This window comes from Pseudomonas donghuensis (assembly GCF_000696345.2).
Taxonomy (GTDB): Bacteria; Pseudomonadota; Gammaproteobacteria; order Pseudomonadales; family Pseudomonadaceae; genus Aquipseudomonas; species Aquipseudomonas donghuensis.
The window spans coordinates 1,112,880-1,128,972 of sequence record NZ_CP071706.1 but is presented as its reverse complement, the minus strand read 5'-3'; the positions used below and the strand labels follow the sequence as shown (position 1 = coordinate 1,128,972).

Annotated in this window: 14 protein-coding genes, 1 tRNA gene and 1 rRNA gene; 6 read left to right on the top strand and 10 right to left on the bottom strand. The window is 59.4% G+C overall.

Annotated features, from left to right (window positions below):
- Positions 1-32 precede the first annotated feature (32 nt).
- The 3 genes from iscR to trmJ form a co-directional block, all read right to left on the bottom strand.
- Positions 33-524 (bottom strand): Fe-S cluster assembly transcriptional regulator IscR, encoded by a 492-nt coding sequence (gene iscR / locus BV82_RS05145; protein ID WP_036993915.1) that lies wholly within the window; start codon positions 522-524, stop codon positions 33-35.
- A 153-nt stretch (positions 525-677) separates the two neighbouring features.
- Positions 678-1,460, bottom strand: coding sequence for a serine O-acetyltransferase (gene cysE / locus BV82_RS05140; RefSeq protein WP_036993914.1), 783 nt, complete (start codon positions 1,458-1,460; stop codon positions 678-680).
- Positions 1,461-2,234: a tRNA (cytosine(32)/uridine(32)-2'-O)-methyltransferase TrmJ gene (gene trmJ / locus BV82_RS05135; RefSeq protein WP_010223468.1), complete on the bottom strand. Its 774-nt coding sequence runs from the start codon at positions 2,232-2,234 to the stop codon at positions 1,461-1,463. It lies immediately after the preceding gene.
- Positions 2,235-2,379: 145 nt separating this feature from the next.
- Between trmJ and suhB the strand changes: the two genes are divergently transcribed.
- A complete protein-coding gene (gene suhB / locus BV82_RS05130; protein ID WP_010223469.1) occupies positions 2,380-3,198 on the top strand; it encodes a type III secretion system regulator SuhB in 819 nt (272 codons plus the stop codon).
- A 186-nt stretch (positions 3,199-3,384) separates the two neighbouring features.
- Here the strand turns inward: suhB and BV82_RS05125 are convergent, their stop codons facing one another.
- The 6 genes from BV82_RS05125 to queA all read right to left on the bottom strand — a co-directional run bounded on the left by BV82_RS05125 (position 3,385) and on the right by queA (position 9,465).
- A complete protein-coding gene (locus BV82_RS05125) occupies positions 3,385-3,933 on the bottom strand; it encodes a glycine zipper 2TM domain-containing protein (protein WP_010223470.1) in 549 nt (182 codons plus the stop codon).
- A 119-nt stretch (positions 3,934-4,052) separates the two neighbouring features.
- Complete coding sequence (secF, locus tag BV82_RS05120) at positions 4,053-4,964, bottom strand: protein translocase subunit SecF (protein WP_010223471.1); 912 nt, start codon at positions 4,962-4,964, stop codon at positions 4,053-4,055.
- Between the two features lie 9 nt (positions 4,965-4,973).
- Entirely contained in the window at positions 4,974-6,839 is a 1,866-nt protein-coding gene (gene secD, locus BV82_RS05115) for a protein translocase subunit SecD (RefSeq protein WP_036993913.1), read from the bottom strand.
- 63 nt (positions 6,840-6,902) lie between these two features.
- Complete coding sequence (gene yajC, locus BV82_RS05110) at positions 6,903-7,238, bottom strand: preprotein translocase subunit YajC (protein WP_010223473.1); 336 nt, start codon at positions 7,236-7,238, stop codon at positions 6,903-6,905.
- Between the two features lie 47 nt (positions 7,239-7,285).
- Complete coding sequence (tgt, locus tag BV82_RS05105) at positions 7,286-8,401, bottom strand: tRNA guanosine(34) transglycosylase Tgt (protein ID WP_010223474.1); 1,116 nt, start codon at positions 8,399-8,401, stop codon at positions 7,286-7,288.
- Between the two features lie 14 nt (positions 8,402-8,415).
- Complete coding sequence (gene queA / locus BV82_RS05100; protein ID WP_010223475.1) at positions 8,416-9,465, bottom strand: tRNA preQ1(34) S-adenosylmethionine ribosyltransferase-isomerase QueA; 1,050 nt, start codon at positions 9,463-9,465, stop codon at positions 8,416-8,418.
- Between the two features lie 108 nt (positions 9,466-9,573).
- Between queA and BV82_RS05095 the strand changes: the two genes are divergently transcribed.
- From BV82_RS05095 to BV82_RS05075, 5 genes are all read left to right on the top strand, one after another.
- A tRNA-Leu gene (locus BV82_RS05095) sits at positions 9,574-9,658 on the top strand.
- A 163-nt stretch (positions 9,659-9,821) separates the two neighbouring features.
- The gene (locus tag BV82_RS05090; protein ID WP_051636696.1) at positions 9,822-11,141 is read left to right on the top strand and encodes a tyrosine-type recombinase/integrase; all 1,320 of its coding nucleotides are present in this window, start codon (positions 9,822-9,824) and stop codon (positions 11,139-11,141) included.
- 907 nt (positions 11,142-12,048) lie between these two features.
- A complete protein-coding gene (locus tag BV82_RS05085; protein ID WP_036993912.1) occupies positions 12,049-13,029 on the top strand; it encodes an integrase domain-containing protein in 981 nt (326 codons plus the stop codon).
- Positions 13,026-13,301 carry a hypothetical protein gene (locus BV82_RS05080; RefSeq protein WP_081839611.1) on the top strand — a complete coding sequence of 92 codons (276 nt, stop codon included), beginning with the start codon at positions 13,026-13,028 and terminating at the stop codon, positions 13,299-13,301. Before BV82_RS05085 ends, BV82_RS05080 begins: the two co-directional genes overlap by 4 nt.
- Positions 13,302-13,497: 196 nt before the next feature.
- Positions 13,498-15,870: a TOTE conflict system archaeo-eukaryotic primase domain-containing protein gene (locus BV82_RS05075; protein WP_036993909.1), complete on the top strand. Its 2,373-nt coding sequence runs from the start codon at positions 13,498-13,500 to the stop codon at positions 15,868-15,870.
- A 96-nt stretch (positions 15,871-15,966) separates the two neighbouring features.
- On the opposite strand, the gene rrf is transcribed toward BV82_RS05075, so the two are convergent.
- Positions 15,967-16,082, bottom strand: a 5S ribosomal RNA gene (rrf, locus tag BV82_RS05070).
- Positions 16,083-16,093 lie beyond the last annotated feature (11 nt).

Below are 16,093 nucleotides of genomic sequence, written 5' to 3'. Positions count from 1 at the left end.
CTATCAGGCGGTCGCGCCGCGCATCGAAACGGTCATTCGACGGCGGACGTCTCAATCTTGTCCAGCTGCGGTGCCCGGCCTGCGATACGACGCAGGTCCTGGCGCTGGGCGACTTCTTGTACCTCACGGCGAGTGACAAGGTCAGCCAGGCTGATGCCGCTGAGGAATTCGTGAATCTGCTGGCTGAGGTCGCACCACAGGTGGTGGGTCAGGCAGGTGTCGCCGGCGTGGCAATCACCCAGGCCCTGACAACGCGTGGCATCGACCGATTCGTTGACCGCGTCGATGACCTGGGCGACCTGAATGCTCTCCATGCTTCGCGACAGCTGATAGCCGCCGCCGGGGCCGCGCACACTGGAAACCAGGCTGCTACGGCGCAGCTTTGCAAACAGCTGCTCCAGATAAGAGAGGGAAATGCCTTGGCGCTCGGAAATGTCGGCCAGAGACACCGGCCCATTCTGCGCATGCAACGCCAGGTCGAGCATGGCGGTCACGGCGTATCGGCCTTTTGTAGTCAGTCGCATGGCTAGTAGGTACCACGGGGTTACGGAATGGGAGCGAGTATGCTATTCCCGAGCATTTAAGTCAACTATAAGACCTAGTGCTTTAGTCGGGTTTACCGCGAGAGGGCGGCCGAATGATAGCAAACTAAGGGGCGCTTGCGCACGCCCCTTCTGTCAATGCGTCGACGCGTCGCTACGGGCCTCGTCCTTGATCTGGGCGAAGTCTTCTTCACGCAGGGCCGGCAGCTCCTTGGCGCAGTAGTCGCTGCCCAGGCTCTTCAGCGCGCCGCACATGTCCTCCAGGCGCCCGTCGACGGCCTGCAGGTGGTCGAGCAGCTGACCAATGGCGCGAGCCACCGGGTCGGGCATGTCCTCGCTGACGCCATAGGCATCGAAGCCGATCTTCTCGGCCATGGCCTTGCGCCGGGCTTCGACTTCGGCATCGGTCTTGACGATAATCCGCCCCGGAATACCCACGGCAGTCGCACCGGCCGGCACCGCCTTGGTCACCACCGCATTGGAGCCGATCTTGGCCCCGGCGCCGACGGTGAACGGCCCCAGCACCTTGGCCCCGGCGCCCACCACCACGCCGTCTTCCAGGGTCGGATGACGCTTGCCCTTGTTCCAGGTGGTGCCCCCCAGGGTTACACCCTGGTACAGGGTGACGTCGTCGCCGATTTCAGCGGTTTCGCCAATAACGATGCCCATGCCATGGTCAATGAAAAATCGCCGGCCAACCTTGGCGCCGGGGTGGATCTCGATCCCGGTCAGCCAGCGCCCGAAGTTCGACACCAGCCGGGCCAGCCACTTCCAGTCCCGCAACCACAGGGCGTGCGCCGCGCGATGCAGCCAGATCGCATGCATGCCCGGGTAGCAGGTCAGCACTTCAAAGGCATTGCGCGCCGCCGGGTCACGGTGGAAAACGCTCTGGATATCTTCACGCAGACGCTCGAACATCTATTGATCCTTCCGCTTATGCGGTTCGCCACGAGCCACTTTCTGGGTTTCCGTGAGAATGCCGCGCAAAATACTCATTTCCGAACGATTGACCGAGCTGCGCCCGTACAGCCGACGCAGACGCGGCATCAGGTGCCTGGGCTTCTCCGGGTCGAGAAAACCGATGTCGACCAGGGTCTTTTCCAGGTGCTCGTAGAACAGCTCCATTTCATCCATGGTCGCCAGCTCGCTGCTGCGCTCCGGCGCCACTTCAGTGTTTTCCGTCTTCGACAGCTGCCCCTCCAGCGCCAGCCAGGCCATGCGCACTTCATAGGCCAGCACCTGCACCGCAGCACCGAGGTTCAGCGAGCTGAAGTCCGGATTCGAGGGGATGTGCACATGAAAATGGCAGCGCTGCAGTTCTTCGTTGGTAAGGCCCGCATGCTCGCGACCAAACACCAGGGCGATCTCCTCGCCCTGAACGGCATGCTCGATGACCTTGCTCGCGCACTCGCGCGGGTCGACCAGCGGCCAGGGGATGCGTCGCTCGCGGGCACTGGTGCCGAACACCAGGTTGCAGCCGACCAACGCGTCTTCGAGGGTGGCGACCACTTGCGCACCGGCCAGCACGTCATCGGCACCCGACGCACGGGCATCGGCCTCGTGGGACGGAAAATCCTGCGGGTCGACCAGCACCAGCCGCGACAAGCCCATGTTTTTCATGGCACGCGCTGCGCCGCCGATATTGCCCGGGTGGCTGGTATTGACCAGAACAACACGAATATTTTGCAGCAAGGCGAGCGCTCACAGACGTTGCGAAGGGGGAGCAAATCTTACAGAAGCGACCGACTTTACGCTACGAAAGCAAATGTCACCCTTCTTCGCGCAAAGTTTTCTGCTAGAATGTTCGGCTTTCTTTAACGACCCAGGTGAAACGTCCATGCAGCCCATGCTGAATATCGCGCTGCGCGCCGCCCGCAGCGCCAGTGAATTGATTTTCCGCTCCATCGAGCGCCTGGATAGCATCAAGGTTGATGAAAAAGACGCCAAGGATTACGTCTCCGAAGTCGATCGCGCCGCAGAGCAGAAAATCATCGATGCCCTGCGCAAGGCCTACCCGAACCACTCCATCTACGGCGAAGAGACCGGCCTGCATGCCGGTAGCGGCGAAGAAGGCAAGGACTACCTGTGGATCATCGACCCACTGGATGGCACCACCAACTTCCTGCGTGGCGTTCCGCACTTTGCTGTCAGCATTGCCTGCAAATACCGTGGCCGCCTTGAGCACGCCGTGGTGCTGGACCCTGTCCGCCAGGAAGAATTCACCGCCAGCCGTGGCCGTGGCGCCCAGCTGAACGGCCGCCGCCTGCGCGTCAGCCCTCGCACCAGCCTGGAAGGCGCCCTGCTCGGTACCGGCTTCCCGTTCCGTGACAACCAGATGGCCGACCTGGACAACTACCTGGGCATGTTCCGCGCCCTGGTCGGCCAGACCGCCGGCATCCGCCGCGCCGGCGCTGCCAGCCTGGACCTGGCCTACGTTGCCGCTGGTCGTTTCGATGCCTTCTGGGAATCGGGCCTGTCGGAGTGGGACATGGCTGCAGGCGCCCTGCTGATCCAGGAAGCCGGCGGTCTGGTGAGCGATTTCACCGGCGGCCACGACTTCCTCGAGAAGGGTCACATCGTTGCCGGTAACACCAAGTGCTTCAAGGCCGTCCTGACTGCTATCCAGCCGCACCTGCCTGCTTCGATCAAACGCTGAGTTTCGACCGGGCACAAAAAAGCACCCTTCGGGGTGCTTTTTTTTGGCCTTATGGACCACCTTCTCTCTGTGGGAGCTGGCTTGCCAGCGATGAGGCCGGTATAGCCAACACTGTAGCCGGCACCTGGACTGCGACCGCTTCGCGCTCGATCGCCGGCAAGCCCAGCTCCTACAGAGACCGCGCCGTTACTGACCGGGCTGGGCCTGGCCGAGCACCAGCTTGCCTTCTTTATCCAGCGGAATCTGCGAACCCGGATCACGGTCCATGCGCACCTGACCGACCTTGTCGCCGATCGAGTACTTCACGTCATATCCGACAACCTTCTCGCTCAGGTCATTGACCGTGTTGCAGCGGGTTTGCGTGGTGGTATAGGTATCACGCTCCTGCATGCCCTCCTGCACCTTGTTACCGGCATAGCCACCACCGACAGCACCGGCCACGGTAGCGATTTTCTTACCGGTGCCGCCGCCAATCTGATTACCCAGCAGGCCACCCGCCAGCGCGCCAACCACAGTACCGGCGATCTGGTGCTGATCCTTTACCGGCGCCTGACGCGTCACGGTGACATCCTTGCACACTTCACGAGGTGTCTTGACTGTCTGCTTGACCGGCTGCACCGCCAACACTTCGGCGAACTCCGGTCCACCCTTGACCAGGTTGTAGGTGGCAACAGCACCTCCGGCTGTTACACCGACAGCACCCAGAACCGCACCCACCAGCATCGACTTGTTCACCTGAACCTCCTGATCGTACCTGCAGGACAAAGCCCGCCTTCTCCCTGCCTTGGAGCATAAAAAAAGGCGCGAGTTCAACACTCGCGCCTTTTTGTACGGCCAACCGCGTGGGAAAACCCTTATGGACGGTCGTCCACGCCCTCGGCTTTTACGGTCGGGATCAGGTCTTCGCTGCTCAGGTTCAGCCAGATCAGCACCACGTTGGCGATGTAGATCGACGAGTAGGTACCCGCCATGACGCCGATGAACAGCGCCAGGGAGAAGCCCCACAGGTTGTCGCCACCGAAGAACAGCAGCGCGGCAATGGCCAACAGGGTCGATACCGATGTTGCCACGGTACGCAGCAGGGTCTGGGTGGTCGAGATGTTGATGTTCTCGATCAGCGAAGCCTTGCGCAGTACCCGGAAGTTCTCCCGCACCCGGTCGAACACGACGATGGTGTCGTTGAGCGAGTAACCGATGATCGCCAGCACCGCCGCCAGTACCGTCAGGTCGAAGGTAATCTGGAAGAACGAGAGGATCCCCATGGTCACGACCACGTCGTGGATCAGCGACAGGATCGCACCCAGGGCGAACTTCCACTGAAAGCGGAAGGCCAGGTAGATCATGATGCCGCCAAGAGCCAGCAACATGCCCAGGCCGCCCTGGTCGCGCAGCTCTTCACCGACTTGCGGGCCAACGAACTCGACGCGCTTGACCACTGCAGGGTTGTCGGAACTGACCTTTTGCAGCGCCTCGGACACACGATTACCCAGCAGCGGGTCATCGCCTGGCATGCGCACCAGCAGGTCGGTGGTAGCACCGAAACTCTGCACCACCGCATCCTCGAAGCCAGCCTTGACCAGTTCCTCGCGGACCTCGCCAAGGTTGGCCGGACGCTCGTAGGTCAGCTCGATGAGCGTACCGCCGGTGAAGTCCAGGCCGAAGTTGAGGCCCTTGTAGAACCAGCTGAACAACGCCAGCACGGTCAGTAGCAGGGTGATGCCGAACGCAACGTTGCGCACACCCATGAAGTTAATGGTACGTAACATGGCAGCCCCTTATACCCACAGCTTCTTGATATCACGCCCGCCGCAGGTCAGGTTGACCATTGCGCGGGTAACCATGACGGCCGTGAACATCGAGGTGAAAATCCCGAGGGACATGGTAACCGCAAAGCCCTTGACCGGGCCGGTACCCATGGCGAAGAGGATGCCACCGACCAGCAAGGTGGTCAGGTTGGCATCGACAATCGCCGTGTAGGCACGGTTGAAGCCTTCGTGGATGGCGCGCTGCACCGACATGCCGTTGGCCAGCTCTTCGCGGATCCGCGAGAAGATCAGCACGTTGGCGTCGACCGCCATACCCATGGTCAGCACGATACCGGCGATACCCGGCAGGGTCAGTGTCGCCCCCAGCAGGGACATCAGCGCCAGCAGCATGACCATGTTACCGGCCAGGGCGATGGTCGCAATCAGACCGAAGAAGCGGTAGATGGCCATGATGAACAGCGAAACGAACAGCATGCCCCACAGGGAAGCGTCGATACCCTTGGTGATGTTGTCGGCACCCAGGCTCGGGCCAATGGTGCGCTCTTCAGCGAAGTACATCGGCGCCGCCAGACCACCGGCACGCAGCAGCAGGGCCAGTTCCGACGATTCACCCTGACCGTTCAGGCCGGTGATACGGAATTGGCCGCCCAGTGGCGACTGGATGGTCGCCAGGCTGATGATCTTCTTCTCTTCGGTGAAGGTCTGCACGGCAACGTCTTTTTCGACGCCGTCGACCATCTGCTTGACGTAGCGCGTGGTAGGACGCTGCTCGATGAAGATCACCGCCATGCTGCGACCGACGTTGCTACGGGTAGCACGGCTCATCAGCTCGCCGCCATGACCATCCAGACGGATGTTCACTTGCGGACGGCCTTGCTCGTCGAAGCTGGCCTGGGCGTCGGTGACCTGGTCACCGGTGATGATCAGGCCACGCTCGACCGCAGCCGCACGACCGCCCTCGCGGAATTCGAAGGTTTCGGTGGTGGCTTTCGAGGCACCTGGCTCAGCACCCAGGCGGAATTCGAGGTTGGCGGTCTTGCCGAGGATCCGCTTGGCTTCGGCTGTGTCCTGCACGCCTGGCAGCTCGACCACGATGCGGTTGGCACCCTGGCGCTGAACCAGTGGCTCGGCTACACCCAGTTCGTTGACCCGGTTACGTACCGTGGTCAGGTTCTGCTTGATCGAGTATTCACGGATTTCCGCGACCTTGGCCGGGGTAATCGCCAGACGCAGCACGGACAGGCCGTTACGCTCGGTGGTGGTCAGCTCGAAATCGTTGAAATTCTTGCGGATCAGGCTACGGGCCTGTTCGCGGGAGTCATCATCGGAGAAGCCCAGCTGAATGCCGCCATCTTGTTGCGGCAGGCTGCGGTAGCGCACGCGCTCTTTGCGCAGCAGGCTTTTGACTTCACCTTCGTAGACTTTCAGGCGGGCCGACATGGCCTTGTCCATGTCCACTTCAAGCAGGAAGTGCACACCACCGGAAAGGTCCAGACCCAGCTTCATCGGGCTGGCGCCCAGGTTGCGCAACCATTGCGGGGTAGTCGGGGCCAGGTTGAGCGCTACTACATAGTCGTCGCCCAGTGCCTTGCGCACTACATCCTTGGCTGGCAGTTGGTCTTCCTGTTTGGTCAGGCGCACCAGCCCAACCTTGCCCTTCTCGCCCAGGCTCGCGGCCTTGACCTGGATTCCGGCCTCAACGAGCGCTTTGCTCACGCGGTCCAGATCAGTCTGATTGACCTGCAGCGCCGTGCTGGCACCACTGACCTGAACGGCCGGATCATCAGGGTAGAGGTTGGGAGCGGAATAAATAAAACCGATCGCCAGTACCACCAGGATCAGTGCGTATTTCCACAGAGGGTATTTGTTCAGCATCACGCCGCCCGTTCAAGACGCGGGGCGCCTTGCGCGCCCCGTCGATTGGTAAAAAACTGAAACTTAGATCGCTTTGAGCGTGCCTTTAGGCAGGGTCGCGGCTACGGCGCCCTTCTGGAACTTCAGCTCGACGTTGTCGGACACTTCCAGAACCACGAAGTCGTCGGCAACTTTGACGATCTTGCCGGCGATACCGCCGTTGGTGACAACTTCGTCACCTTTTTGCAGGTTGCTCAGCAGGTTTTTCTGCTCTTTGGCACGTTTGGCCTGCGGGCGCCAGATCATCAGGTAGAAGATGACCAGGAAACCGACCAGGAAAATCCACTCGAAGCCAGTACCGGCTGGGCCGGCGGCTGGGGCAGCTGCGTCCGCGTATGCGGCAGGGATCAGAAAGCTCATTTAGCACTCCAGTTGCAAATCAGTACTTGTTAGGGATCGACAATACATCAATCCAAGGGCGGCACAGGCAGCCCGCGCTTGGCGTAAAAGGCATCGACAAAGGCGGCCAATGTACCTTGTTGAATAGCCTCGCGTAAACCAGCCATCAACCGCTGGTAATGGCGCAAGTTATGGATCGTATTCAACATACTGCCCAACATTTCGCCGCATTTATCCAGGTGATGCAGATAAGCACGGGAGAAGTTCTGGCAGGTATAGCAATCGCAGGTCGGATCCAGGGGCGAATCATCGTGGCGATGGAACGCGTTACGGATTTTCAGCACGCCGGTATCGACAAACAGATGACCGTTGCGCGCGTTGCGCGTGGGCATCACGCAATCGAACATGTCGACGCCGCGGCGCACACCCTCAACGAGATCTTCCGGCTTGCCTACCCCCATAAGGTAACGAGGTTTGTCAGCCGGCATGCGCCCTGGCAGGTAATCCAGCACCTTGATCATTTCGTGCTTGGGCTCGCCCACCGACAGGCCGCCGATGGCCAGGCCGTCGAAACCGATCTTTTCCAGGCCTTCGAGCGAGCGCATGCGCAGGTTTTCGTGCATGCCGCCCTGGACAATGCCGAACAGCGCCGCAGTGCTGTCGCCGTGAGCGTTTTTCGAGCGCTGGGCCCAGCGCAGGGACAGCTCCATGGACACGCGGGCGACGTCTTCATCGGCCGGGTACGGGGTGCATTCGTCGAAGATCATCACCACGTCCGAGCCCAGGTCGCGCTGGACCTGCATCGACTCTTCCGGGCCCATGAACACCTTGGAGCCGTCGACCGGCGAGGCAAACGTCACGCCCTCTTCGCGGATCTTGCGCATGGCGCCCAGGCTGAACACCTGGAAACCACCGGAGTCGGTGAGAATCGGGCCCTGCCACTTCATGAAGTCATGCAGGTCGCCATGGGCCTTGATCACCTCGGTGCCCGGGCGCAGCCACAGGTGGAAGGTATTGCCAAGGATCATGTGCGCGCCGATCGCTTCGATGTCGCGCGGCAGCATGCCCTTGACCGTGCCATAGGTACCCACCGGCATGAACGCCGGGGTCTCGACCACGCCGCGGGGGAAGGTCAGGCGGCCGCGACGGGCCTTGCCGTCGGTGGCCAGCAATTCGAAGGACATACGACAGGTGCGACTCATGCTTGATCCTCGGGGCCGCGTGGCGCCGGATTGCGGGTGATGAACATGGCATCACCGTAACTGAAGAAGCGGTATCCGTTCTCGACCGCCGCCGCATAGGCAGCCATGGTCTCGGGATAACCGGCGAAGGCCGAAACCAGCATCAGCAGCGTGGATTCAGGCAAATGGAAGTTGGTCACCAGGGCATCGACCACATGGAATGGCCGGCCCGGGAAGATAAAGATATCGGTATCGCCGCTGAACGCCTTGAGCACACCATCACGGGCGGCGCTTTCGAGCGAACGCACGCTGGTGGTGCCCACGGCAATCACCCGCCCGCCACGGGCGCGGCAGGCCGCCACGGCGTCGACCACGTCCTGGCCGACCTCCAGCCACTCTTTATGCATGTGGTGGTCTTCGATGCGCTCGACCCGCACTGGCTGGAAAGTACCAGCCCCCACGTGCAGGGTGACGAAGGCGGTTTCCACGCCTTTGGCGGCGATCTTGGCCAGCAGCTCTTCATCGAAGTGCAGGCCGGCGGTCGGTGCGGCCACGGCCCCGGCGCGCTCGGCATATACCGTCTGGTAGCGCTCGCGGTCGGCGCCCTCGTCCGGACGATCAATGTACGGCGGCAGCGGCATATGGCCGACGCGATCGAGCAGCGCCAGCACCTCTTCGGCAAAGCGCAGCTCGAACAGCGCGTCGTGACGGGCGACCATCTCGGCCTCGCCACCGCCGTCGATGACGATCAGCGTGCCCGGCTTGGGCGCCTTGCTCGAACGCACGTGGGCCAGCACCCGGTGACTGTCGAGTACGCGCTCGACGAGGATCTCCAGCTTGCCGCCGCTGGCCTTCTGGCCGAACAGACGCGCCGGAATCACCCGGGTATTGTTGAACACCATCAGATCGCCCGGGCGCAAATGCTCGAGCAGGTCGGTGAACTGGCGATGCGCCAGTGCCCCGCTCGGCCCGTCCAGGGTCAGCAGCCGGCTGCTATGGCGCTGCGCCAGCGGATGGCGAGCGATCAGGGAATCAGGAAGCTCAAAAGAAAAATCGGCGACGCGCATGATGGTGTTCGGTTCGACAGGGCCGGAAAGTTTAGCCGAAACCGTGAAAATTGACCATGAAACCTGATTGACCAACGGTAGGCGCCTCTTTATACTTCGCCGCCACAAGCCCTGATGGCGGAATTGGTAGACGCGGCGGATTCAAAATCCGTTTTCGAAAGGAGTGGGAGTTCGAGTCTCCCTCGGGGCACCATTTGCAGTACATAGACGACTACCAGCGTCTACGCAACACCTCTAGAGCCCGCTAACTGCGGGCTTTTTGGTCTCTGGGGTTCCATCCCCGTCCCTTGCAAGCCAGCCTCTTTTTGGTACATTTTCTGTACAGATTCCAGTTCGAGAACCGGAGGTGTACAGCCATGCCCCTCACCGCCTTGCAAGTCAAAGCGTCCAAGCCTACCGACAAGCAATACACATTGGGTGATAGTTCGGGTCTTGCCCTTTTGGTTCAGCCGAACGGGCACAAGTACTGGCATTTCCGCTATACGTACCTTGGTCGGCCGGCGCGGGTGTCGCTTGGTGTCTATCCGAGCATCTCCTTGCAGGAGGCTCGTGAACGGGCTGCTGAATGCCGGAAGCTGCTCAAGGACGACATCAACCCTGGCGCCAAGCGGCGGGATGACAAGCAGCAGCAACGGGAGGCTGGGCTCAACACCTTCAGGCGAGCAACGGAGTACTGGTATCAGTTCAAGGCCGACTCCGGCCGCAGCCATGCGACGCTAAAGAAGATTCGCGACTACCTCGACAAGGATCTGCTACCGGCACTCGGCGAGATGCAGCTGGAGCACATCACTCGCGCCGACTGCGCGAAGTTGCAGGCCAGCATCGAAAAGCGTGGGGCGTTCAATGTGGCAGACAAGGCTCGGACCTGGCTCAAGCAGATTTTCAGTCAGGCGATTGCGCGGGGGTTGTGCGAACACAATCCGGCTTCAGAACTTCATGCCATCGCGTTGGTGCCGCCTCCCCCTGAGCACTATCCGCATTTGCGTGAAAGCGAGCTGCCGGAGTTTCTTCAGGCGCTGAGTAAGACCACCAGCCGGTTGCCGTCGAGGATTGCTTCGTGGATGGCAATACTGACGGCGAGCCGACCCGGCATGGTTCGGTATGCGACGTGGGATGAAATCGATTTTGAAGAAGGGACGTGGACCATACCAGCTGAACGCATGAAGATGCGCCGGGACTATGTCAGCCCCCTGCCCCATCAACTGATCGCGATGCTGATCAAGCTGCACCAATGCACTGGGCGCAGCCGCTACCTGTTTCCGGGTAGTGGTGAGAAACGGCCCGTCATCAGCGAGAACACGATCAATCTGGTGTTTGCCAAGATTGGCTACAAAGGGCGGATGGTGAGCCATGGCGTTCGCCACACCGCGAGCACGCTGCTGCGCGAACATGGGTGGCTGAAGGATCATGTTGAAAGCCAACTGGCGCATGTCGAGGGTGGCATTGCTGGGGAGTACAACCAAGCGCTGTACCTGACACAACGGCGGATCATGATGCAGTGGTATGCCGATTATCTCGATGCGCTCAGGGTTGGGATTACGGCGAGCCTGCGGGATCAGTTTGATACGCGGGTTAATCAGTTTCTGTCGCGCAAGTCTTCGGAGCTTCTCGGGGTCAACGCGGTCGATGGCGGCATCAGCGCCTTGGAAGATGAGCGTGGCGCATTCCAGCGCTAACACGCCAGTGAAATCTCCACAGCGTTGCCTTCCACGCAGGCCCTTCCAAGCAGGGCGGCAAAGCCGCCCTGCTTGGAAGGGCCTCACTTGAAAAACCTAAAAATCAGTGTAACCGTCTTCTAGAAACCACGGATTTCCATAGACGGCTTATGCCATTCGCAGCCGCAGAATTCTCGAAAAGTCGAGCCTTGACCCTGTCTATCGGCGAGCGTAGAAAAGATCGTGCAAGTGCTGTCGTTGACAGCAACCCAGGTAGCCAGAACCTTTAAGGCTACGCCACACCGTGGTGGTTCTCCCAAAGTGTGATTAGCGTCCGGCGGCTCGCACGGTCACAGCGATGTGATGGATGCCTACTTTTACCAGTGTGCCCACTGCGGCAACTCATCCCCTTTCATAGCTGCCCTGCAGCAACCAATCCGCTTGGCCACTCCCGTGCGCCAACCTGCGCCCGTCTCTTTCTCCCGGAAAGAGACGGGCGCTCCAACCGCTGCTGCAGCCCAACTCGTACAGGGCTTTGCGGCATTCCCCTTCGTGACAATTGGCGTGACAAACACCGAAGTCACCAGCAACAGCGATGCAGATGAAGGTGCCGCAGCCCAGGGAATGGACTGCACCTGACTGACAGTCAGGCATGCCCCGGTCATCGAATCACTGCCTTCACCCGACTCAGGATCTCGCGGCGCCGGTCTCGTCAGCCAGCGCAGCCTCCACCCGCCCACTTCCTCGGAAGTGTTCAGGAGGCCAGATCATGAGATGCCCAAGCTCCCGGTCGTAAGGTGTCGCCAGTCCCGCGTTAGTGGACAACCCTCACAGGTCGCAGGGGCCTTGATCCCTGATAACACTCAGCATTCATGGCGGGATGACGTGGGGAAGGTTTTAATGGTTTGGCTTCGAGAGGAGTTTGATCATGGCATTGGTCGGTAGACGGGACGCGCGGAACTTTGGCTATGGACGGCAACTGAGTTATGCCGGGCCACAGGCGCTACGTGATCTGTTTGGCGGCGGGCATTACGGGACGGTCAAAGCGTACAGTGATCGCTGGCAGGCGTTTGTGCGCTGGTGTCGGTCGGAGGATGGGCCAGGGTTTAACGATGCTCGGCAGATTGCTCGGCGGACTTTGCTCGATTACGCCAGATATCTGCGGCAGCAAGTTGAACAAGGTGAGCTCGCCATCGCCACCGCGCAAAACCGATTGTCCAGCGTGAACCGAACCATGGCCGCGCTTCGCGGTGATCTGAATGTGAAAGTACCGAGCCCGAGCAAGGCACTAGGAATGCAGCGCACCAGCGTTCGTTGCTCAGTGCCGCAAGGCCAAGATCGCGAACACGTGAAACGGATCGTCGACGTGCTTTGCGAACACCAGCAGCCGCGCGCCGCGGCCATCGTGCAGTTGGCGCGAGCCACTGGCATGCGCTTGCGCGAGGCCATTTTGGCCGACCTTCCCCGCCTAAAACGTGAAGCCGAACACTACGACAAAATCAACATCCAGGACGGCAACAAAGGTGGCCGCGGCGGCGCAACCGCGCCTCGTTGGATCACCGTGGATGACCATATTCGCGAAGCGCTCAGGTACGCCGAACAGGTCTCACCCGACGGTAGCCGCAACCTGCTGGCACCGAACGAGAGCTACCTCGATTTCCAACGGGAAATCGTCCGCCCCGCCCGAGATATCCTCCATACGCACGACCTCAAAGGCTTCCACGAACTGCGTGCGGCTTATGCGTGCGAACGCTATGAGCAGATCACCCATCACCTAGCACCCATTAACGGGGGCAGGTGCAGGCGCCTCGATCCACGCCTTGATCGAGAGGCACGCTTACAAATCAGCTATGAGCTGGGACATGGTCGAATCGACGTGGTATCGGCGTATATCGGTGGTCGGGTATGAATAAACCATTCGATATGGAGATCTTCTTGGCTGGGGTGCTGACTGGAGCACATGCCACACGCGAATGTCACATCCGCCAGGCCAAGACTATTCAAGCAGCCATTTCTGAACGCTGGAACCGAGATAATCCATGGACATGGCAAAGAAAACATCTCGTTTGGTTTTTGAACGACCACATGAACTCAAACTCGAAATCGACGCGCTACTACTACCTGCTGACTACAAACCTGATCACTCTGCGCCTAGGAAAATCCTGGAACTTTCCACGCTAGCCGAATGCCAGCAACTGCGCGCTCTGTATCCCTCACTGGCAGATTGAGCCAGCCAACGATTTGATTGGGACTAGGGCGGACCCCTTGAGCTCCTGAACCGAACCTCTGTTGTTTGATAACCTCTATGTTTTACTGATGGACTGAGGGTTGTAGCTCGAGGCTACAGGCTTCACCTGAGACGTAGAGGCTGAAGGCGGTGATAGACACTAGTCTGGTGGCGAAGCTAAGGGCTGAGAATGCAAGATTGGTTGCCTTGCTGGATGCTCATGGCATCGAATGGCGCCCGCCTGCTGAGCCAGTCAAAATAGCGATTGTCCAAGCAGAGCAATCACAGCAACTCGATACTGAAGGAAAGCTTGCCCTATTCCGAAGCTTGTTTCGTGGCAGGACGGACGTTTATCCCATCCGCTGGGAAAGCAAGGCAGGCAAATCAGGATACGCACCCGCTTGCGCAAACGAATGGAGGCCTGGCGTTTGTGAGAAGCCCCGAATTAAATGTGGCGACTGCGGTAACCGCCAGCTGCTTCCGCTGACCGATGAGGTGGTCTATCGCCATCTGGCGGGCGAAGTGGTCGCTGGTATCTACCCCCTACTCTCTGATGACACTTGTTATTTTTTGGCGGTCGACTTCGATGAGGCCGAATGGCGTGATGATTCCAAAGCTTTTGTGCAGTCATGCCATGAGCTGAACGTCCCGGTGGCGCTGGAAATATCGCGTTCAGGCCAAGGGGCTCATGGCTGGATTTTCTTTGAGCGTAATGTTCCTGCCTGCGATGCGCGCCGCCTCGGTGCCGCAATCATCAGTCATGCCTGTGAGCGCACCCGGCAGTTGGCGCTCAGCTCCTATGATCGACTGTTTCCAAACCAGGACTATATGCCCAAAGGCGGCTTTGGAAATCTCATCGCGCTCCCTTTACAAAAGCGCGCCAGGGCCCAAAACAATAGCGTTTTTGTAGACGACTCGCTTGAGCCTCATCCTGATCAATGGGCCTTCCTGGCATCGATTCAGCGCATGAGTCCAGAAGATATCCAGCCCGTTATTATCCAGGCGATGGGTAATCGGGACCCTCTAGGGGTCGCCTATGTCGATGACGAAGGTGATGCAGAACCCTGGAAAGATCGTGAATCGAGATCACGTAAATTGACATGCCCGTTGCCTGCTGCTGTCAACATCACGCTGGCTAACTTAATTTACTTTGAAAAGTCGGAATTGCCACAGCCATTGGCAAACCAGCTTGTCCGGCTCGCTGCCTTTCAAAATCCCGAGTTCTACAAAGCTCAGGCCATGCGCATGTCAGTATGGAACAAGCCAAGGATTATCGGCTGTGCCCAGAACTTCCCCAAACATATTGCGTTACCACGTGGCTGTTTGGATGCTGCGCTGGAGCTTTTAGAGGAAAACGGGGTTACCCCTATTCTTAAAGACGAACGCTTCGCGGGCGACCCCATCGACGTGAGCTTTCTCGGGACCCTGCGTTCTGACCAAGAGGCTGCTGTCAGCGCAATGCTAAGTCATGACACCGGTATCCTCTGCGCACCGACAGCTTTCGGTAAAACGGTGAGTGCTGCTGCGTTGATTGCCGCACGTGGCATTAACACGTTGGTGCTTGTGCATCGGACGGAGCTGTTAAGGCAGTGGCAAGAGCGCTTGCAGGCGTTCTTGGGAGTCGGGAATGGTGTCGTTGGTACTCTTGGGGGCGGAAAAGCGAAGCTTACAGGCATCATCGACATTGCCGTAATGCAGTCGTTATCGCGAAAAGGCGAGATCAGCGATCAGGCAAAAAACTACGGCCAGATCATCGTTGATGAGTGTCATCACCTATCAGCAGTGTCATTCGAGGCACTACTGAGGAGCGCGACCGCGCGGTACGTACTGGGACTCACAGCAACCCCAGTGCGCCGAGATGGGCAGCAGCCCATTATTTTCATGCAGTGCGGACCGATCCGACATTCTGCGCCTCGACCAGCGAGTGCGCCCCATGACCTATCTGTCGTGCCTCGATTGCTGCCCAAACCAATAGCGGTCCCCGACGGCTTTGGGATTCAGGACATTTTTCGGCGTCTAGCCGACGACTCTGAGCGGACAGCCAAAATCGTGTCGGAGATTGAGCTGGCGTACAACGAGGGTAGAAAAATTCTAGTGCTAACGGAGCGGACGGAACATGTGGATGCCCTTGAATTAGAATTGAAGCAGCGCGTGCATAACCTGTTCACGCTTCATGGGCGAGTGCCTAAGAAACAGCGCATTTCCCGTATGCATGAGCTTGAGTCCCTTCCCCCTGATGCTCCACGAGTGCTGTTGGCAACAGGAAAACTAGTAGGTGAAGGCTTCGATCATCCGCCGTTGGACACGCTGGTGCTGGCAATGCCCATCTCATGGAAGGGAATCCTTCAGCAATATGCGGGACGGTTGCATCGATCGCATGCCGATAAGGTCGACGTGCGAGTGATCGACTTCGTTGACGGGGGTAATGTCGCACTGCTGAGGATGTGGGATAAGCGCCAGGCGGGTTACAAAGCGATGGGCTACCGTATGGCTGATTCCATGGTCACCATGGACCTACTCTAACGTGGTTGACGGTCAACCTCCGCACCAGTCTCAGGATGCTTTTTCGAGGACAAACAAAACCCCAACTGCTTTCGCAATTGGGGTTTCGGAATTTAATCTTGACGATGACCTACTCTCACATGGGGAAACCCCACACTACCATCGGCGATGCATCGTTTCACTGCTGAGTTCGGGATGGGATCAGGTGGTTCCAACGCTCTATGGTCGTCAAGAAATTCGGGTA

Bases quoted from the DNA above. Each gene is read 5' to 3' on its own strand.
- iscR (WP_036993915.1), bottom strand. From the start codon at position 524: ATGCGACTGACTACAAAAGGCCGATACGCCGTGACCGCCATGCTCGAC.
- cysE (WP_036993914.1), bottom strand. From the start codon at position 1,460: ATGTTCGAGCGTCTGCGTGAAGATATCCAGAGCGTTTTCCACCGTGAC.
- suhB (WP_010223469.1), top strand. From the start codon at position 2,380: ATGCAGCCCATGCTGAATATCGCGCTGCGCGCCGCCCGCAGCGCCAGT.
- secF (WP_010223471.1), bottom strand. From the start codon at position 4,964: ATGTTACGTACCATTAACTTCATGGGTGTGCGCAACGTTGCGTTCGGC.
- secD (WP_036993913.1), bottom strand. From the start codon at position 6,839: ATGCTGAACAAATACCCTCTGTGGAAATACGCACTGATCCTGGTGGTA.
- yajC (WP_010223473.1), bottom strand. From the start codon at position 7,238: ATGAGCTTTCTGATCCCTGCCGCATACGCGGACGCAGCTGCCCCAGCC.
- tgt (WP_010223474.1), bottom strand. From the start codon at position 8,401: ATGTCCTTCGAATTGCTGGCCACCGACGGCAAGGCCCGTCGCGGCCGC.
- queA (WP_010223475.1), bottom strand. From the start codon at position 9,465: ATGCGCGTCGCCGATTTTTCTTTTGAGCTTCCTGATTCCCTGATCGCT.
- BV82_RS05090 (WP_051636696.1), top strand. From the start codon at position 9,822: ATGCCCCTCACCGCCTTGCAAGTCAAAGCGTCCAAGCCTACCGACAAG.
- BV82_RS05085 (WP_036993912.1), top strand. From the start codon at position 12,049: ATGGCATTGGTCGGTAGACGGGACGCGCGGAACTTTGGCTATGGACGG.
- BV82_RS05080 (WP_081839611.1), top strand. From the start codon at position 13,026: ATGAATAAACCATTCGATATGGAGATCTTCTTGGCTGGGGTGCTGACT.